Source organism: Burkholderia sp. ZZQ-2, from assembly GCF_050768715.1.
In the GTDB taxonomy this organism is placed as follows: Bacteria; Pseudomonadota; Gammaproteobacteria; order Burkholderiales; family Burkholderiaceae; genus Burkholderia; species Burkholderia cepacia.
Window position 1 is genome coordinate 29,052 of sequence record NZ_LDVA01000296.1, and the last position, 18,487, is coordinate 47,538.

Genomic DNA, 18,487 nt, shown 5'->3' on the forward strand with positions numbered 1-18,487 from the left:
CGCGCAGTATGGCACCGCGCATGGCCGGCCGCGTGCCCTGCAGGCACCCCGCATCTGTGTTTAACTCCCCGCTTCACGGAGCGAAGGAGCGGGAAATGGATCTCGGATTTATCGGGCTGGGCGAAATGGGGCAGGCAATCGCGACGAACCTGCTGAAGGCCGGACACACGGTGCGGGTCTGGAACCGGTCGCGCGAGCGCGCCGAGCCGCTGGCCGCGGCCGGCGCGCAGATCGTCGACACGCCGGCCGACGCGTTTCGCGGCGACGCGGTGTTCTCGATGCTGGCCGACGATGCCGCCGCGCGCGAGATCTTCGACGATGCGCTGCTCGCGCAGGCGCCGCGCGGGCTGATCCACGTCAACATGGCGACGGTGTCGGTCGCGCTGGCCGAATCGCTCGCGCACGCGCATGCGTCGCGCGGCATCCATTACGTCGCCGCGCCGGTGATGGGGCGCCCCGATGTCGCGGCCGCCGCGCGCCTGACGATCATGGCGGGCGGCCCGGCCGAGGCGATCGACCGCGTGCAGCCGCTGTTCGACGCGATCGGCCAGAAGACCTGGCGGTTCGGTTCGCTGCCGCAGCACGCGAACGTCGCGAAGATCGCCGCGAACTTCACGCTCGCGTCGGCGATCGAGACGCTCGGCGAGGCGTCCGCGCTGCTGGGCGCGCACGGCGTCGCGATGCGCGACTTCCTCGACGTGATCACCGGCAGCGTGTTTCCGGGGCCCGTCTACGAGGGTTACGGCTCGATGATCGCCGAGCGGCGCTACGAGCCTGCGCGCTTCAAGGCACGCCTCGGGCTGAAGGACGTTCGCCTGGCGCTGGAAGCCGGCGACGCCGTGTCGGTGCCGCTGCCGGTGGCGAGCGTCGTGCGCGACAACCTGCTCGACGCGCTTGCGCACGGCGGCGGCGAACAGGATTTCGCGGTGCTCGGCGAAGTCGCGCTGCGCCGCGCGGGCCGCTGATCCGCCCCGCGACAGAAGTCAGGCGCACCGGCATAATCGACGTTTCGTTTTCCTTGCATTGAGGCAGAGGCAGTCATGAACTTGCATACGTGGTGGCTTTTCGTGGCGACGGTGTTCGTCGTGTCGGCGATTCCGGGCCCGAACATGCTGCTGGTGATGACGCACGGCGCGCGCCACGGGCTGCGGCGTTCGGCATGGACGATGGCGGGCTGCCTCTCCGCGCTGGTGCTGATGCTGTCGGTGTCGGCGGCGGGCCTCGGGGCCGTGCTCGAGGCTTGGCCGGCGATGTTCAACACGTTGCGCTTCGCGGGCGCGGCCTACCTGATCTACCTCGGCGTGAAGGCGTGGCGCGCACGCGTGGACGACGAGCAGCCTGCCGCCGATGTCGAAACCGTGCCGCGCCAGGCCACGCCGGCATCGCGCGGAGTGCTGTTCCGCAACGGTTTCCTGGTCGCGGGCAGCAACCCGAAGGCGATCCTGTTCGCGGCCGCGCTGCTGCCGCAGTTCATCAACGCGGCCGAGCCGACGCTGCCGCAATTCGGCATTCTCGTCGTCACGTTCGCGGTGATCGAGGTGAGCTGGTATCTCGTCTACGCGTCGTTCGGCACGCGCATCGGCGCGACGCTGAAGAGCCAGAGCGTTGCGAAGATCTTCAACCGGCTGACGGGCGGGCTGTTCGTCGGCTTCGGTGCGATGATGGCGCTGGTCCGTCACTGATTTCGAACCGACGCCGGCGCGCCGAACGCCCCGTCCCTCGCGAGAGGGCGGGGCGTTCCGCTTTTTGGGGCTCGCTTCACGCGCGCGGGCGAGTCAATGCCGCTGCGCCGGCGTCGCGTCCGGCCGAGCGCCCGAAGACGGCGGCCGCGCCGGCGAACGCGAACCCGACGCCGCACACCGCGGTCCACCCGCCCCACGCCCACGCGCTGCCTGCGAGCGCCGCGCCGAGCGCGCCGCCGATGAAGAACAGCCCGACGAACAGCCCGTTCAGGCGGCCGCGTGCGGCCGGGTTCAGCAGGTTGATCGCGCGGCGGCCGATCGTCTGGTCGACGATCACGCCCGCGTCGAGCAGCGCCGCGCCGCCGGCCAGCAGCGCGAGCGCGAGGCCGCGATGCGCGTGCGCGTCGAAGCCGAACCAGCCCGCACCCGCGATCCCGAGCAGGGCGAGCGCCACGAGCATCGTGCCGTGCGCGATCCGCTGCGCGGCCGGCCCGTGACCGCGGTCGCCGGCGCGGCCCGCGAGCGGCGTGACGATCGCGCCGCTCGCGCCGGCGAACGCGAACCATGCGATCCCGTGCAGGTCGAGGCCGAACGGCGGCTGCGCGAGCCGCAGCCCGACCGCGGTCCAGAATGCGCTGAACGCGGCCATCGCGAGCGCGGCCGACAGCGCATGCCGGCGCAGCACCGGCTCGTCGGCCAGCAGGCGCCCCATCGACGCGAGCAGCGCGCGGTAGCCGGTCGTGATCGACGGCGTGCGCGACGGCAGGCGCAGGGCCAGCACGACGGCGATTGCAGCGTTCGCAAGCGCGGCCAGCAGATAGAAGCCGCGCCAGCCGGCCGAGCCCGCGATCAGGCTCGCGAGCGGCCGCGACAGCAGGATGCCGAGCATCAGCCCGCTCATCACGTTGCCGACCGCGCGGCCGCGCTGCGCCTCGGGCGCCATCGACGCGGCCATCGGCACGAGCATCTGGATCACGCTCGACGCGCCACCGGCCACGAGGGTGGCGAGCAGGAACACGGTGCCCGACCGCGTGAACGCGGGCAGCACGAGTGCAGCCGCGCATACGGCCAGCGTCGCGACGATCAGGCGGCGGTTCTCGAGCAGGTCGACGAGCGGCACGAGCAGCACGAGCCCGGCCGCGTAGCCGAGCTGCGGCAACATCGCGACGAGGCCGGCAAGGCCGGGCGGCAGGTGGAGATCGGCGCTGATCGGGCCCGTCAGCGGTTGCGCGGCGAACAGGTCCATCACGATCACGCCGACCGTCGCGGCGAAGAACAGCGTCATGCCCGCGCTCAACGCGGGCGGCGTGCCGGCGGGCGTGCTTTCGGGCATGCGGACGGCGGCGGGGCAAGGGTTGGCGGGACAGTTCATCGGAAGCCTGGCGAGTGGGTCGAAGGAGTCCCCATCGTAGGTGCCTGATGTTTATGCGACAATTGAAATATCTCTAACATGATTATGCGAGTTTGTTTTGAATACGCGTGATCTCCAGGCGTTCGTCGCGGTGGTCGACAGCGGGTCGATGGTCGCCGCGGCCGCGAAGCTCCACCTGACGCAGCCGGGCCTGACACGGCGCGTGCAGAATCTCGAAACGCTGCTCGGCATGTCGCTGCTCGAACGGCAAAGCAAGCCGCTGAAGCCGACTGCCGCCGGGCGCGACGTCTACGCGCTCGCGCGCAACGTGCTGGGCGCGGTCGACGAGCTGATGGCGGCGGGCGCGCCGGACAGCGAGCCGTCCGGCGAGCTGCGCATCGGCGTGCCGCCGTTCCTGTCCGAGCTGGCGCTCGAGCAGCCGATCGACCGGCTGCGCGACGCGTTCGGGCGCCTCACGCTGCGCGTGACGGCCGGCTGGTCGCCGGCGCTGATGCAGGGCGTCGAGCGCGGCACGCTCGACGTCGCGGCCGTGATGGTGCCGGCGAGTTCGGTACTGCCCGATACGTTCACGTCGACGCTGCTCGGCACCCAGCCGACGGTGCTCGTCGCCGCGCGCGACTTTCCGCTGCCCGACGGCCCGTTGTCGATCGACATGCTGTCGCGTTTTCCGTGGGTGCTGAGCCAGGACGGCTGCGGGATGCGTTCGGCGCTGAGCCGCACGCTCGGCGCGGCCGGGCTGCCGTTCGACGTCGCGGTCGAGGCATTCGGCTCGGAGCTGCAGCTGTCGCTGGTCGCGCGCGGCGCGGGCATCGGCATCGCCGCGCCGAACGCGCTGGCGCGCAGCGCGCACCGCGACGCGCTGAGGGTGGTGGAAACGGCGGGACTGGAGACGCGGATCAACGTGTGGATCGTGCACGGCGCGCTGCCGGGCCGGCTGGTGCGGCCCGTCGCGCTGCTGCGCGATGCGCTGGGCGAAGTGCTCGACCGGGAAAACAGGGTGGGGTCAGATGCAGTGAAGGCGATCTAGAGTCGGCATTCGAGGGAAAGTCCGTATTTTCTCTACGGAAATGTTGCATTGCGGAAACCGATTCGCTAGAATTGCACCTGTCTCCTCCATGTCTCCTCTGATATGGATTCAGCCCGCCTCTTAGGCGGGCTTTTTTTTGCCTGCGATTTTGCCGCGGCATGCCATGCGTCGTCCGTCGCGGCGCTCAGAACTTGTACGTCATCCCGACGTAGCTGATGATCGGGTCGGCCTTCAGGTCCGATTTGGATTCCGAGAGCACCGTGCCGTCGGCCGCCTTGATCGTCACCGTCGACGTCGTCTTCAGCGGGATGTACGTCACCGACGCGATCAGCCCGAAATGCTCGGTCATGTTGTACTGCAGGCCGGCGTTGAACACCGGCTGCCATGACGACGACGCCTTCGCCTCCACCGATGTCGTACCCGGCTTGCCCGCGCCCGCCGCGAGAATCGCGCCGAGGTTGTCCTGGGTCTGCTTGATGAAGTTCGTGTTGAGCTGAAGGTCGCTGAACCAGTTGTACGACACGCCGAGGCCGAGGAACGGCCGGAACTTCGCGGTGGCCTGCCCGAAGTAGTACTGCAGCAGCACGGCCGGGCTCCACTGCCGCACGCTCTTCACGATCGGGTTGACCGACGCGAGCCCGATGTTCTGCGTGCCCAGCGCGCCGGCCGGGCCGGGCGGCCTGATCGTGCCCTGGCCCGACACCTTGAACACCGGCGGCACGCCGGCCACCGACGTGACCGCGATGTGATCGGTCAGGAAGTGGCTGACCGTGAGGCCGACGGTGTCGGCGCCGCTCGTGTGCAGCCCGGTGCCCGGCGACGTGAACGACGGCGGCAGCCGCAGCGGCGTGTTGATCGGTGTCGGTGCGACGTTGGTCGTCATCGGCGTGCTGCTCTGCTGCGGCATCACGTGGAACCAGCCCAGCGTGACGACGTTGCTGCCGGCGCTCTGCGCGTGCGCCGCGAGCGGCGCCAGCACGGCGGCGCCGGCCGCCGCGCAGCGTAGGGTTCTCTTCATCACGGCATTTCCCTCCGCTTACTGGACGAATGCGCCGATCGTGAAATACGGCGTCGATCCTGCGTTGTCGAGGAAACCGAACACGCCGCCCGAGAAGATGAACTTGCCGGTCGGCGACGTGCTGCCCGAACCCGTGTGGATTGTCGTGACCGTGCCCGGCACCTTCTGCGTGTAGTCCAGGTCGAGCGCGGTCGCGAGCGATGCCTGCGACGGCTGGAACGGATCGAGCAGCGTGGCCTGCTTGTCGATCAGCGCGGTGGTCCGGTAATCGAACTGGCTGTCGACGCCGATGTATTCACCGTTCTGCGAACCGGCCGCGATGGCCGTCTGCGGCGCGAGGATCGAGATGCTCGATTCGTCGTCGGCGGTGAGGCCCGGCACCCCGTTGCTGTCGGGCGTCGGGTTCGGGTTCGCCACCCCGGTGCGCACGAGAATCGGCACGAGCTGGTTGCGCAGCTTGCCGACGATCATGAAGGCCTTGCCCTGCGGCGTCGCCGACAGCGTCGGTTTCAGCTGGCTCGCATAGTTGTTCGACTGGAATGCGCCGCTGCCGTCCGCCGACTGCACGAAGTTCGTGCCGCGCTGCGTGCACGCGCCGCCGGCGAACTGGCCGGTCGAGTCGCACTTGGTCCAGGTGCCGTCGGCGTTGATCGTCACCTTCGCGTCGATCGATGCCGGCGCGAAGTTCTGCGACGGCACTTCACCGAAGCCCGTGTGACTGTACGTGCCCGCCACCTTCGTGATGTCGGTTTCGATCGACGAGAAGCCGATGAACGGGTAGTACGGGAATTTCGTGTCGGGCACCGCGGCCTGGCCGAGCACGCCGTTGAACTGGATCTCCTTGCCGGGAATCGTGCCGCCCGCGACGCCCATGCCGACGAAGATGCGCGCCGGGCGCGACGGATCGAGGCTCGCGCCGTTCAGGCGGAATGCGCACTGGTTCAGCTTGTTGGTCGGCAGCAGCGTTTCCTGCGTGAGCGTGCCGCTGTCGACGGTGCCCGCGCGGGTCGGCACGACGGTGCCGGTCGTTTGCGGAACCGGCGATTCGACATAGGTGACCTGCCAGGTCATCTTGGTCGTGTCGAGCTGGACCTTGGCGAGCTCGCCGCTGCCCGCGCCGCCCGTAAACACGGTGGTGTAGTCGAGCGAGGCAGGGCAGAGCCGGTCTTCGACGAGCGGGGGCGGATTGTCGCCGCCGCTGCCGCCGCAGGCAGAAAGAAGGGGGGCGGCAAGGGCCGCCGCCAGAATGAGGTTGCGCTTCATGTTGCTCCTCCAGATTTGTCTTGTGCGGCGGCCAGCTCCCTGTCGGCCGCTTCTGTTGCTTGTGCTCGTCCTGCCTGCGCCGTGCCGCGCGCTCGTGCGTCACGCGACGGCGGCCAGCCCGCCGTCGCGTCCTCGTCCGCTACTTGCTGATCTGCGCGCCCACGCCGAAGTACGGTGTCGACGAAGTCGTCGAATTCGCCGACGTCGACGTGACGCCGCCGTTCACCGTGCCCTGGATCAGCGCCGCGTACAGCCCGCCCGTCGCGATCACGACGCCAGTTGCGGACGGGTAGTTCGTGCCGGGCGGCGGCTTCGGCGTCGTCGTCGCGTTCAGCAGGCCCGGCGTCGCCTGGCCGTAGTCGAGCGTGAAGCCGTCTTCCTCGACCTGCGTGCTCGGGTTGATGAACGACGCGTTGCTGCCGCGGATCAGGGCCGCCGTGTACTTGAAGTTCGAGTCCGCGCCCGCGTAGCCGCCGTCGATCGCGCCCGACTGGATCGCCGTTGCCGCACCGAGCACCGCGATGCCCGATTCGTCGTCGACCTGCGCGTCGGTATGCAGCGGCGGCGTGCCGAGGTTCACGTTGCCCGTACGCACGATCACCGGCACCGTCGCGCCGTTGAGCTGGCCGATCACCATGTGCGCGGTGGCCGACTTGCCGGTCGCGCCGACGATCGGCAATTGCGTCTGCGGCAGCGTCTGCGGCGCCTTCGTGCTGTCGAAGTAGCCGCCGTTCGCGCTCGTCTTCCACGGGTCGCCGGTCGTCTGGCAGCCGCCCGAGCCGCTCGACGTGCACGCGCCGTTCGCATCGAACGTCTCGCTCGAGTTCGTGCCTTTCGTCGCGTAGTCGCCCGACGGCACCAGGTGGTAGATCAGCGCGTTGTACGTGCCCGGCAGCTTCGACAGGTCGGTCGTCGTGTTAGCGAAGCCGAGGAACGGATAGAAGTCGAAGTGACGGTTCGGCACCTTGCCGACGTCCTTTGCCACCACGATCGGGCCGATGGCGATCGTCAGCCCGTCGTACTGGATCGTCGCGCCGGGAATGCCGCCGCCCGCGACACCCATGCCGACCAGCAGCATCGGCGGGTTCGCCCGGTTGAAGTCGGCGGCCGTCGAGTACGTGGCGCCGCCCGGCGCCTTGCCCGTGCCCGGCGTGAGGATGAACGCGCAGCGCGTCTGCTCGGCGGTCGGCAGCGTGCCGGTCGGCGGGTGCATGACCGCACCGGTGATCGTCGTGCCGGCGCGGCTCGGCGTGACCGTGCCGGTCGCGAGCGGAATCGGCGATTCGAGCCACTTGAGCGTGTAGGTCATCGCCACGGCGTCGATGTTGACGCTGACGATCTCGCCGCTACCGGCGCCGCCGAGGTACGTGCTCTTCACGATGTCCGCGTTGGCCGGGCACAGCGCGCCGTTGACGGGCTGCGAAGGCGGCGGCCCTTGCGTGCCGCAGCTCGATCCGGAACATTGGGGCGCATTGATCGGCGCGGGTGCGCCGCCGTCCCCCCCACCACATGCAACCAGGAAAGGGGCAATGGCAAAGGCCGTTGCCACCCCCTTCGATAAGGCGTGCGACATGCCGCTGTCTCCAATCGTTTAATTGTGCGAGCTAATGTCGCTGCCTGGATTTTTGCTGTCAATTGATGAACCCGTCTAAAAAAGGCGATTGAAACGGGCATCGTGTTTTGAATCCTTGTCTGACACGGTATTCAGTAAGAATTAAAACGTGCGACAGGCTGCCTGAAGCTGCCGGAGTGGGGAATGTGCGACGCCGGACAGGCCGGCGAAGAGCCTTCCTGCGTATAACGGCAGCGTTTAAAGCGGTCGGTATCCGGTTTATCCCTATTCGGGATTGACTGGATAAAGAGGGGGTGGAATTAATTCACTGGTAATCGCGCAATCGAAAGCTTGTAAATATTTGTAAATGCGCGATCGGTAATTTTTTTATATATTGCGTGATACCGGTAAATAAAAAGCCGGCCAGTGGCCGGCTTTGCATTGCATGCGATGTTGAATCAGCGTTTGAGACCCGCATCCTCGGCCGCGCCGATGTTCAGGTTCATGCACTGGATCGCGGCGCCCGATGCGCCCTTGCCGAGGTTGTCGAGGCGCGCGACCGTGACGAAGCGCTCTTCGTTGCCGAACACGAACAGGTCGACACGGTTCGTGTCGTTGTTCGCCTGCACGTCGAAGAAGCCGCCGTCGAGGTTCGCGTCCGCATCGAACGGCGCGACGCGCACGAAGGCTTCGTCCGCGTAGTACTCGGCGAACACGCGCTGCACGTCCTGCGGCGTCGCGCGTTTCGCGAGCTGCCCGGGCGTGAAGTAGGTCGTCACCGCGAGGCCCTTCAGGAACGGGCCGACGATCGGCGTGAAGATCGGCGGGTTCGCGAGGCCCGTGTGCGCGGCCATTTCCGGCAGGTGCTTGTGCGTGAGGCCGAGCGCGTACGGGCGCGGGCTCGCGAGTTTGCTGCCCGGCGCCGCGCTTTCGTAGTCGGCGATCATCGACTTGCCGCCGCCGCTGTAGCCGGTGATCGAGTAGCTGTGCGCGGCGAATGTCGGTGCGACGATGCCCGCATCGACGAGCGGACGCATCGCGAGCACGAAGGCCGATGCATGGCAGCCCGGCACCGCGATGCGCTTCGACGTCCGAATCTTCTCGCGCTGCGCGCGGGTCAGTTCCGGCAGGCCGTAGGCCCAGTCGGCGCTGGTGCGGAACGCGGTGCTCGCGTCGATCAGCGTCGTGTTCGGGTTCTCGACGAGCGACGCCGATTCGCGCGACGCGACATCCGGCAGGCACAGGAACGTGACGTCCGACGCGTTGATCAGGCGGCGGCGCTCTTCGACGTCCTTGCGCTTCGCTTCATCGATGCGCAGGATCTCGATGTCGCTGCGTGCCGACAGGTATTCGAAGATCTTGAGGCCGGTCGTGCCTTCCTGGCCGTCGACAAAAACTTTGGTGCTCATTTCGCTCTCACTGAATGAAACGGGGCCCGCGCCCTGAATCCGCCATTTTAAGACGTCATCCGGCGGGCCTGCATCGCGCGGGTCGAAAAAAAGACGGCCGGCGGGCCGTCTTGTGTCCCTTTGACGCACACCGGCGCGCTCATCGGCGCGCCCACCGGCGCGTGCTCAGCCGCGGCCGGCGACCCAGCGGGCCGTCGCTTCGGCGACCCGCCGGCCGAATGCCTTCCCTGTTTCGAGGTCGCCCGGCAGCGGGCCTTCGTCGGGCGTCGCATCGGCCGGCGACTGCGCGAGCAGGCCCGTCGAGCCGCCCAGGTAGTTGATGTCGTTGCGCGTGGCCGCCTTCGAGTTGGCCGGCATCAGGCTCGTGCCGACCCACACCATCCCATGCTGCATCGACAGCGTGACGAAGTATTGAATCGTCGAGAACTTGTCGCCGTTCATGGTCGCGGAGTTCGTGAAGCCCGCGGCGATCTTGTCCTTCCATTTCTGCGTGAACCACGCTTTCGACGTTGCATCGGCGAATTGCTTGAACTGCGCCGACGGGCCGCCCATGTAGGTCGGTGCCCCGAAGACGATCGCGTCGGCCGCGTCGAGCGCGGCCCAGCCCGCGTCGTCGACGTCGCCGACCGCGAGCAGGCGCACGGTCGCGCCGGCGTCCTGCGCGCCCGCGTGAACGGCCTCGGCCAGTTTCTGCGTGTGACCGTAGCCGCTGTGATAGACGATGACGATGTTCGACATGAGGCGTTCTCCGGAAAGGAACGGGAACGGCGGCCGCAGCGGCACGCCGCGTCACGCGTCGCCGGCCGGCGACGCGACGGATGCGCGGCGTGGCGCCGCGACCGGTGACGACGAGTCTAGCAAGCCGAAATGACGCGAAAACACGCGGGCGCGGAATACGCCCGGAGTACGCCAGTGCGCGGCGGCAGGCAATCGCGGCGGCGCGCGGCAGGGGGCGATGCCCGCCGGGTGCCCGTCACCCGTTATTGCCCGTAGTTGACCGTGAGTTGCGCGGTGCCGATCGCCAGCGTGCCGATCTCGTGCTCGAACATCGGCGCGGGGCGCCCCTGCGCGACGCGCAGGTCGTCACCCTTCAGCGCGTAGACGGTGACCACGTAGCGGTGCGGCTTGCCGGGCGGCGGGCACGGGCCGCCGTAACCGTCGATTCCGAAGTCGTTGCGCGCTTCGCTTGCACCGATGCGCCGCAGGAAGCCGGATGCGCTCGCATCGGCGGGCAGGCTCGTGACCGTCGCGGGAATGCCCGCCACGGCCCAGTGCCACCAGCCGTGCCCCGGCGCGTCGGGATCGAAGATCGTGACCGCGTAGCCGCGCGTGCCGGGCGGCGGGTTGTGCCAGGCGAGCTGCGGCGAGTGGTTGCCGCCCTTGCAGTCGCCGCGGTCGAACACGTTCGCGGCACGGACGCGCCCGCCCGGCGTCAGGTCGTCGCTCGTCACGGTGAACGCGCCTTCTGCATGCGCGGGCACGACAGCGAACGCGGCGGCATAAAGGAGGACGAGGTGGGCGAAGAGAGCGAGGAGGGCGGCAAGGAACGGCGACGGGCGACCCGATGGCGCAGGCGGAGTGATCCGGCGATCCACACGCATATGGCGCTTCTCCCGTCACGTGGGCCGGACCGATGCTTCCGGCGTTGTTGGCGTTGTGCGTTGCCCGCGCAGCTGATGGCGACGATGGATCAAGTCTAGCATTAGGGTTCGATGAGCGATGCACGCCGCGACCCATGGTCGCGATCGTTTGCTGCGCGAATCGGCGGACGAAAAAAAACCGCCCGCGATGAAGCGGGCGGTTCGTTCAGCCAGGACGCCGGCCTGCGGGCCGGCGCGGCGTCATTCCTTCGGGGCCGTCGCGCCGCCGTGCGCCGCCGACCACTCGGCCGGTGCGTGCAGGAATTTCTCGACTTCGTCGAGCGTCTTCGTCTCGAAGTAGCCCGAAGCCTTCGCGACGCGCAGCACGTCCCACCACGTGGCGAGCGCGTGCAGGTCGACGTCGATGTCCTTCAGGACCGACACGCTTTCCTTGAAGATGTCGTAGTGGAACAGCACGAAGCAGTGGTTCACGGTCGCGCCCGCGGTGCGCAGCGCGTTGACGAAGTTGATCTTGCTGCGGCTGTCGGTCGTCAGGTCTTCCACGAGCAGCACGCGCGAGCCTTCTTCCAGATGGCCTTCGATCTGCGCGTTGCGGCCGAAACCCTTCGGCTTCTTGCGCACGTACTGCATCGGCACCATCATCCGGTCCGCGATCCATGCCGCGAACGGGATGCCGGCCGTCTCGCCGCCCGCCACCGCGTCGATCTGCTCGAAGCCGATGTCGCGCGTGATCGTCGTTTCAGCCATTTCCATCAGCGCGCGGCGCACGCGCGGATACGAAATCAGCTTGCGGCAGTCGATATAGACGGGGCTTGCCCAGCCGGACGTGAAGATGAACGGTTTTTCTGCGTTGAAGTGCACTGCCTGCACTTCGAGCAGGATTTTGGCGGTCGTATCCGAGATCGACTGACGATCGTAGCCTGTCATGGGCATTCCTTGGGTGATGAGCGAAGAGCGGGCGCGGGCCCGGTGGCGCAGCAAGGGGAACCTGCCCTGGGGGCCGGGGCGCGATCGGAGGGCCAATCGCATCGCTGCGCGCGTAGCCCGCTATTTTACCCGATTCAGGCCGGTTTTCGGCGGAATTCACGCGGGTTCGCCGCTCGGCTCACCACCGGCGAAACAAACGGGGCGGGACCGCTCGCGCTGATGCGGAGGATGCGGCGCTGCACCAACGGAGGTCATTTAGGGGGTGTACACTAGGCGACCCTTAGAAATCGTTCAGTACTTTGTACTTTCCTCTTGCCATCCGCCAAGGTTCGATGGCGTGCCGACCCGGCGCGCTGCGTGCCGTCTCGCAGTCGACCATCCCCTCGATTCAAGCAGACGCGGCCCAAGGTGCTGTGTACTGAACCGTCAATATTTCGCATGTCTCTCGCAGGTCAATCATGGACGAACAACTGAAGCAGGCGGCACTCGCCTATCACCAGAATCCGAAACCCGGCAAGATTTCGGTCACCCCGACCAAGCCGCTGTCGAACCAGCTCGATCTGTCGCTCGCGTATTCGCCGGGCGTCGCCGCTGCGTGCGAAGCGATCCACGCCGATCCGCTCGATGCGCAGAAGTACACGTCGCGCGGCAACCTCGTCGGCGTCATCACGAACGGTACGGCCGTGCTGGGCCTCGGCAACATCGGCCCGCTGGCCGCGAAGCCGGTGATGGAAGGCAAGGGCTGCCTCTTCAAGAAATTCGCGGGCATCGACGTGTTCGACATCGAACTGTCGGAATCCGACCCCGACAAGCTCGTCGAGGCGATCGCGATGCTCGAGCCGACGCTCGGCGGCATCAACCTCGAGGACATCAAGGCGCCGGAATGCTTCTACATCGAGCAGAAGCTGCGCGAGCGCATGAAGATCCCCGTCTTCCACGACGATCAGCACGGCACCGCGATCATCGCGTCGGCCGCGATCCTGAACGGCCTGAAGGTCGTCGGCAAGAAGCTCGCCGAAGTGAAGCTCGTGTGCTCGGGCGCGGGCGCCGCAGCGATCGCGTGTCTGGACCTGCTGGTGAACCTGGGTCTCACGAAGTCGAACATCCTCGTCGCCGATTCGAAGGGCGTGATCTACGAAGGGCGCGGCAATCTCGATCCGTCGAAGCAGCGCTATGCGGCGACCACCGACGCACGCACGCTCGCCGACGCAATCGTCGGCGCGGACGTGTTCCTCGGCTGCTCGAGCGCGGGCGTGCTGAAGCAGGACATGGTCAAGACGATGGGCGACAAGCCGCTGATCCTGGCGCTCGCGAACCCTGAACCGGAAATCCGCCCGGAAGACGCGAAGGCCGTGCGCCCGGACGCGATCGTCGCGACCGGCCGTTCGGACTACCCGAACCAGGTCAACAACGTGCTGTGCTTCCCGTTCATCTTCCGCGGCGCGCTCGACGTCGGCGCGACGACGATCACGGAAGAAATGAAGCTCGCGTGCGTGCGCGCGATCGCCGAACTGGCGGAAGAAACCGACCAGAGCGAGGAAGTCGCGAAGGCATATGAAGGCCACTCGCTCGAATTCGGGCCGGACTACCTGATTCCGAAGCCGTTCGATCCGCGCCTGATCATCAAGATCGCGCCGGCCGTCGCGCAAGCCGCGATGGATTCGGGCGTCGCCACGCGTCCGATCCAGGACATGGATGCCTACCGCGAGCAGCTCGGCGCGACCGTCTACCGCACCGGCATGGTGATGCGCCCGGTGTTCGCGACCGCGAAGCAGAAGCAGGCGCGCATCGTGTTCGCCGAAGGCGAGGACGAGCGCGTGCTGCGCGCCGCGCAGTTCGTGCTGCAGGAAAAGATCGCGAAGCCGATCATCATCGGCCGTCCGTCGGTCGTCGACATGCGCCTGCAGAAGATCGGCTCGAAGCTCAAGGCCGGCACCGATTTCGAAATCGTCGATCCGGAAGACGATGCGCGCTACCACCGCTACTGGCAGGCGTATCAGGAGATCGGCGCGCGCGACGGCGTGACGCCGGAAGTCGCGAAGGCCGCGATGCGCAAGTTCAACACGCTGATCGGCACGATGCTCGTGCACCTGGGCGATGCGGACGGGATGATCTGCGGGATGATCGACACGTTCCACAGCCACCTGAAGTTCATCGAGCAGGTGCTGGGCCGCGCGAAGGGCGCCGAGCACTTCGCCGCGATGAACCTACTGATGCTGCCGGGCCGCAACCTGTTCGTATGCGACACGTACGTGAACGAGCTGCCGAGCGCCGAACAGCTCGCCGACATGACGATCCAGGCCGCGGCCGAGATCGAGCGCTTCGGCATCGCGCCGAAGGCCGCGCTGCTGTCGAACTCGAACTTCGGCAGCGCGCCGTCGGCGTCGTCGCGCCGGATGGGCGAGGCCCGCAAGCTGATCGTCGAACGTGCGCCGAACCTGGAAGTCGACGGCGAAATGCACGGCGACGCGGCGCTGTCGGAAATGATCCGCAAGCAGGCGTTCCCCGGCACGACGCTGTCGGGCGAAGCGAACCTGCTGATCATGCCGAACGTCGAAGCGGCGAACATCGCGTACAACCTGCTGAAGATGGTCGGCGGCGAAGGCGTGACGGTCGGTCCGTTCCTGCTCGGCGCGGCGAAGCCGGTCCACATCCTGACGCCGGCTGCGACCGTGCGCCGGATCATCAACATGACGGCCGTTGCCGCCGCGAACGTGAACACGAAGTAAGTCCACGCCCGCGTGTGTCGCGCTTCAGGCGCGGCGCAAGGAAAAACGCCACGGAACCTGCGTTCCGTGGCGTTTTTTTTATTGCGAATCGCCGGCCGGGGCGGGCGTTCGAACCGCGAATGCCCGCGCCCGTCGGTTGGCCGTCACGCGACCTGCTGGTGCGACTGGCCGCCTGCCGGCGCCCGCCACTTCGCGAGCAGCGTGCTCCACTTCTGGCGTACCGCGCGCAGGTTGTTCTCCTTCACGTGGCCGTAGCCGCGAATGCCGTCCGGCAGCGCCGCGAGCTCGAGGGCGAGCGGGCGGTTGGCCGCGTTCAGCCTGGCCAGCACTTCGTCGATCAGCGCTTCGTACTCGCCGATCAGCGCGCGCTCGGAGCGGCGTTCCTCGGTGCGGCCGAACGGGTCGAGCGCCGTGCCGCGCAGGAACTTCGCCTTCGCGAGCCAGCGGAAGGCCGTCATCATCCACGGGCCGTACGCCTTCTTCACCAGATGGCCGTGTGAGTCCGTCTTCGCGAACAGCGGCGGCGCGAGGTGGAATTTCAGCTTCCAGTCGCCTTCGAACTGCGCGGACAGGCGTGCGAGGAACGCGGGATCGGACTGCAGCCGCGCGACCTCGTATTCGTCCTTGTACGCCATCAGCTTGAACAGGTTGCGGGCGACTGCTTCAGTCAGCTGCTCCTGCACCGTGTCGCCGTCCGCCAGTGCACGCTCGGCGGCGCGCACCTTGTCGACGAACGCCGCGTAGCGCGCCGCATACGCGGCGTTCTGGTACGCGGTGAGGAATTCCACGCGCTTCGCGATCAGTGCGTCGACCGCCTTCTTCGTGTGCAGCGCGATCACCGTGGCGCCTTGCGCGGGGCGCGCATCGCCGGCCGCGGCCTGCTTCACGCTCGCCAGGTCGTACGCGGCGCGGCGGCCCCAGTCGAATGCCGCACGGTTCTTCTCGACCGATACCGCATTCAGCTCGATCGCGCGGACGAGCGACACGAGCGTGAGCGGCAGCCAGCCTTTCTGCCATGCGTAGCCGAGCACGAACGGGTTCGTGTAGATCGCGTCGCCGAGCAGCGCGACCGCGAAGCGGTTCGCGTCGATGAAGTCGACCGCTTCGCCGGCCGCCGCGCGGATGTCGTTCTCGGCGGACAGGCCCGGGAATGCCCAGTTCGGGTTCTTGATGAACTCGGCGGTCGGCGTCTGCGCGCTGTTGACGACCACGCGCGTCGCGTCGTGCCGCATCCGCGACGTGCACTCGTCGCCGGCCGTGACGATCGCGTCGCAGCCGATCACGAGGTCGGCTTCGCCCATCGCGATCCGCGTCGCGTGGATGTCGGTCGGCGCGTGCGAGATCTGCACGTGGCTCATCACGGCGCCGCCCTTCTGCGCGAGGCCGGTGACGTCGAGCACGGTCACGCCCTTGTTCTCCAGGTGCGCGGCCATCCCGAGCAGCGCGCCGATCGTGACGACGCCCGTGCCGCCGACGCCCGTGACGAGCACGCCGTATGCGCGGTCGATGTCCGGCAGCGTCGGTTCGGGAATGGGCGGCAGTGCGTTGCCGTCGACCGACACGGCTTTCGGCTTCTTCAACTGGCCGCCCTCGACCGTGACGAAGCTCGGGCAGAAGCCCTTCACGCACGAGAAATCCTTGTTGCAGCTCGACTGGTTGATCTGGCGCTTCGTGCCGAATTCGGTTTCCAGCGGCTCGACCGACAGGCAGTTCGACTGCACCGAACAGTCGCCGCAGCCTTCGCACACCGCGTCGTTGATCACGACGCGCTTCGCCGGGTCCGGATAGGTGCCGCGCTTGCGGCGGCGGCGCTTCTCGGTCGCGCAGGTCTGGTCGTAGATCAGGATCGTCGTGCCTTCGATCTCGCGCAGCTCGCGCTGCACGTCGTCGAGCTGGTCGCGATGATGGATCGGCACGCCCGGCGCGAGCAGCGCCTTCTGGCTGTCGTACTTCTCCGGCTCGTCGGTGACGATCACGATCTTCTTCGCGCCTTCCGACGCGAGCTGGTGCGTGATCTGCGGCACCGTCAGCACGCCGTCGACCGGCTGGCCGCCCGTCATCGCGACGGCGTCGTTGTAGAGGATCTTGTAGGTGATGTTCGCTTTCGACGAGATCGCCGCGCGCACCGCCAGCAGGCCCGAGTGGAAATAGGTGCCGTCGCCGAGGTTCGCGAACACGTGCTTCTCGTCCGTGAACGGCGCCTGGCCGATCCACGGCACGCCTTCGCCGCCCATCTGGCTGAAGGTGCTCGTGTTGCGGTCCATCCATACGGTCATGTAGTGGCAGCCGATGCCGGCGATCGCACGCGAGCCTTCCGGCACGTTGGTCGACGTGTTGTGCGGGCAGCCCGAGCAGAACCACGGCTTGCGCTCGGTCTGCACGTGCGGCTTCGCGAGCGCCATTTCCTTCGCGTTGATCACCGCGAGCCGCGCGGCGATGCGCGCGCGCACGTCGGACGGCAGCTCGAACTTCTCGAGGCGCGTCGCGATCGCCTTCGCGATGATCGCGGGCGACAGCTCGTAGTGCGCGGGCAGCAGCCAGTTGCCCATCGGCACCGACCATTCGCCGCCGGCGCCGTCTTTTTCGTCGAACTTGCCGAACACGCGCGGCCGCTGGCCGTCGGGCCAGTTGTACAGCTCTTCCTTGATCGCGTATTCGAGGATCTGGCGCTTTTCCTCGACGACGAGGATTTCGTCGAGGCCGCGCGCGAATGCCTGGGCGCCCTGCGCTTCGAGCGGCCACACGCAGCCGACCTTGTAGAGCCGGATGCCGATCCGCGCGCAGGTTTCGTCGTCGAGGCCGAGGTCGGTCAGCGCCTGGCGCACGTCGAGGTAGGCCTTGCCGCCGGTCATGATCCCGAAGCGCGCGTTCGGAGAATCGATTTCGATGCGGTCGAGCTTGTTCGCGCGCACATAGGCGAGCGCCGCGTACCACTTGTAGTCGAGCAGCCGCGCTTCCTGCACGAGCGGCGGGTCGGGCCAGCGGATGTTCAGGCCGCCTTCCGGCAGGATGAAGTCGGTCGGCAGCACGATCTCGGTGCGATGCGGGTCGATGTCGACCGATGCCGACGATTCGACGACGTCCGTCACGCACTTGAGCGCGACCCACAGGCCCGAGTAGCGGCTCATCGCCCAGCCGTGCAGACCGAAATCGAGATATTCCTGCACGTTGGACGGGAACAGCACGGGCAGCCCGCAGGCCTTGAAGATGTGTTCGGACTGGTGTGCGAGCGTCGACGATTTTGCCGCGTGGTCGTCGCCGGCGAGCACCAGCACGCCGCCGTGCTGCGACGAGCCGGCCGAGTTCGCGTGCTTGAAGACGTCGCCGGTGCGGTCGACGCCCGGGCCCTTGCCGTACCACATGCCGAACACGCCGTCGTGCTTCGCGCCGGGGTACAGGTTCACCTGCTGCGAGCCCCACACGGCGGTGGCGGCGAGATCTTCGTTGAGGCCGGGCTGGAAGACGATCTGGTGGGCTGCCAGGTGCTGCTTGGCTTTCCAGAGCGACAGATCGAGGCCGCCGAGCGGCGAGCCGCGGTAGCCGGAGATGAAGCCGGCCGTATTGAGACCGGCGGCGCGGTCGCGTTCCTGCTGGAGCATCGGCAGGCGTACGAGGGCCTGGATGCCGCTCATGTACGCGCGACCGCGCTCAAGTGTGTATTTGTCGTCAAGCGTGACGGACTTCAGCGCGGCTTCTAGCGACGCGCGTTGGTCTGCGTCTAGCGGGGCATTCATTAACTGTCTCCTCCACCCGGTCTGGGATCACCAAAACTTCGGTTGCGTCGGCATCTTTTGGATGCGTCGGCAGTGGCCGGCATGTTCGCCGGTTTTAAGCGATGGTAGCACTGGGGCAAACCCGCCGCCCATCGGTTGGAATGCCGGGAGAGCCGCGGCGGCGCACCGTAAAA

Annotated in this window: 13 protein-coding genes; 4 read left to right on the top strand and 9 right to left on the bottom strand. The window is 67.5% G+C overall.

Features of this window, described 5'->3' with window-relative positions; genetic code table 11:
- Nucleotides 1-20: 20 nt before the first annotated feature.
- On the top strand, nt 21-965 hold the full coding sequence (locus tag ABY44_RS25800) for an NAD(P)-dependent oxidoreductase (protein ID WP_258959227.1): 945 nt from the start codon (nt 21-23) through the stop codon (nt 963-965).
- Between the two features lie 75 nt (nt 966-1,040).
- Nucleotides 1,041-1,682, top strand: coding sequence for a LysE family translocator (locus ABY44_RS25805; protein WP_059694362.1), 642 nt, complete (start codon nt 1,041-1,043; stop codon nt 1,680-1,682).
- A 76-nt stretch (nt 1,683-1,758) separates the two neighbouring features.
- Here ABY44_RS25805 and ABY44_RS25810 read toward each other — a convergent pair whose 3' ends face one another.
- Complete coding sequence (locus tag ABY44_RS25810; protein ID WP_431642599.1) at nt 1,759-3,054, bottom strand: MFS transporter; 1,296 nt, start codon at nt 3,052-3,054, stop codon at nt 1,759-1,761.
- Nucleotides 3,055-3,151: 97 nt separating this feature from the next.
- On the opposite strand from ABY44_RS25810, the gene ABY44_RS25815 reads away from it, so the two are divergent.
- Complete coding sequence (locus tag ABY44_RS25815) at nt 3,152-4,081, top strand: LysR family transcriptional regulator (protein WP_060175006.1); 930 nt, start codon at nt 3,152-3,154, stop codon at nt 4,079-4,081.
- A 184-nt stretch (nt 4,082-4,265) separates the two neighbouring features.
- On the opposite strand, the gene ABY44_RS25820 is transcribed toward ABY44_RS25815, so the two are convergent.
- The 7 genes from ABY44_RS25820 to ABY44_RS25850 all read right to left on the bottom strand — a co-directional run bounded on the left by ABY44_RS25820 (nt 4,266) and on the right by ABY44_RS25850 (nt 11,851).
- Nucleotides 4,266-5,099 (bottom strand): OmpW/AlkL family protein, encoded by an 834-nt coding sequence (locus tag ABY44_RS25820; protein WP_060175007.1) that lies wholly within the window; start codon nt 5,097-5,099, stop codon nt 4,266-4,268.
- A gap of 18 nt (nt 5,100-5,117) precedes the next feature.
- Nucleotides 5,118-6,362, bottom strand: coding sequence for a DUF2957 domain-containing protein (locus ABY44_RS25825; RefSeq protein WP_060175008.1), 1,245 nt, complete (start codon nt 6,360-6,362; stop codon nt 5,118-5,120).
- A 139-nt stretch (nt 6,363-6,501) separates the two neighbouring features.
- Nucleotides 6,502-7,935, bottom strand: a complete 1,434-nt coding sequence (locus ABY44_RS25830) for a DUF2957 domain-containing protein (RefSeq protein WP_060084493.1) — start codon at nt 7,933-7,935, stop codon at nt 6,502-6,504.
- 437 nt (nt 7,936-8,372) lie between these two features.
- The gene (gene argC / locus ABY44_RS25835; RefSeq protein ID WP_060175009.1) at nt 8,373-9,323 is read right to left on the bottom strand and encodes an N-acetyl-gamma-glutamyl-phosphate reductase; all 951 of its coding nucleotides are present in this window, start codon (nt 9,321-9,323) and stop codon (nt 8,373-8,375) included.
- Nucleotides 9,324-9,488: 165 nt separating this feature from the next.
- Nucleotides 9,489-10,061 carry a flavodoxin family protein gene (locus ABY44_RS25840; protein ID WP_021158582.1) on the bottom strand — a complete coding sequence of 191 codons (573 nt, stop codon included), beginning with the start codon at nt 10,059-10,061 and terminating at the stop codon, nt 9,489-9,491.
- Nucleotides 10,062-10,303: 242 nt separating this feature from the next.
- A complete protein-coding gene (locus ABY44_RS25845) occupies nt 10,304-10,924 on the bottom strand; it encodes a YbhB/YbcL family Raf kinase inhibitor-like protein (RefSeq protein WP_060175010.1) in 621 nt (206 codons plus the stop codon).
- A 240-nt stretch (nt 10,925-11,164) separates the two neighbouring features.
- Nucleotides 11,165-11,851: an orotate phosphoribosyltransferase gene (locus tag ABY44_RS25850; protein ID WP_011546659.1), complete on the bottom strand. Its 687-nt coding sequence runs from the start codon at nt 11,849-11,851 to the stop codon at nt 11,165-11,167.
- Between the two features lie 458 nt (nt 11,852-12,309).
- On the opposite strand from ABY44_RS25850, the gene ABY44_RS25855 reads away from it, so the two are divergent.
- Nucleotides 12,310-14,580: an NADP-dependent malic enzyme gene (locus ABY44_RS25855; RefSeq protein WP_027788595.1), complete on the top strand. Its 2,271-nt coding sequence runs from the start codon at nt 12,310-12,312 to the stop codon at nt 14,578-14,580.
- A gap of 143 nt (nt 14,581-14,723) precedes the next feature.
- Here ABY44_RS25855 and ABY44_RS25860 read toward each other — a convergent pair whose 3' ends face one another.
- Nucleotides 14,724-18,314, bottom strand: a complete 3,591-nt coding sequence (locus ABY44_RS25860; protein ID WP_060175011.1) for an indolepyruvate ferredoxin oxidoreductase family protein — start codon at nt 18,312-18,314, stop codon at nt 14,724-14,726.
- Nucleotides 18,315-18,487: the final 173 nt, after the last annotated feature.

Bases quoted from the DNA above. Each gene is read 5' to 3' on its own strand.
- ABY44_RS25800 (WP_258959227.1), top strand. From the start codon at position 21: ATGGCCGGCCGCGTGCCCTGCAGGCACCCCGCATCTGTGTTTAACTCC.
- ABY44_RS25805 (WP_059694362.1), top strand. From the start codon at position 1,041: ATGAACTTGCATACGTGGTGGCTTTTCGTGGCGACGGTGTTCGTCGTG.
- ABY44_RS25810 (WP_431642599.1), bottom strand. From the start codon at position 3,054: ATGAACTGTCCCGCCAACCCTTGCCCCGCCGCCGTCCGCATGCCCGAA.
- ABY44_RS25820 (WP_060175007.1), bottom strand. From the start codon at position 5,099: ATGAAGAGAACCCTACGCTGCGCGGCGGCCGGCGCCGCCGTGCTGGCG.
- ABY44_RS25825 (WP_060175008.1), bottom strand. From the start codon at position 6,362: ATGAAGCGCAACCTCATTCTGGCGGCGGCCCTTGCCGCCCCCCTTCTT.
- ABY44_RS25830 (WP_060084493.1), bottom strand. From the start codon at position 7,935: ATGTCGCACGCCTTATCGAAGGGGGTGGCAACGGCCTTTGCCATTGCC.
- argC (WP_060175009.1), bottom strand. From the start codon at position 9,323: ATGAGCACCAAAGTTTTTGTCGACGGCCAGGAAGGCACGACCGGCCTC.
- ABY44_RS25840 (WP_021158582.1), bottom strand. From the start codon at position 10,061: ATGTCGAACATCGTCATCGTCTATCACAGCGGCTACGGTCACACGCAG.
- ABY44_RS25845 (WP_060175010.1), bottom strand. From the start codon at position 10,924: ATGCGTGTGGATCGCCGGATCACTCCGCCTGCGCCATCGGGTCGCCCG.
- ABY44_RS25850 (WP_011546659.1), bottom strand. From the start codon at position 11,851: ATGACAGGCTACGATCGTCAGTCGATCTCGGATACGACCGCCAAAATC.
- ABY44_RS25855 (WP_027788595.1), top strand. From the start codon at position 12,310: ATGGACGAACAACTGAAGCAGGCGGCACTCGCCTATCACCAGAATCCG.
- ABY44_RS25860 (WP_060175011.1), bottom strand. From the start codon at position 18,314: ATGAATGCCCCGCTAGACGCAGACCAACGCGCGTCGCTAGAAGCCGCG.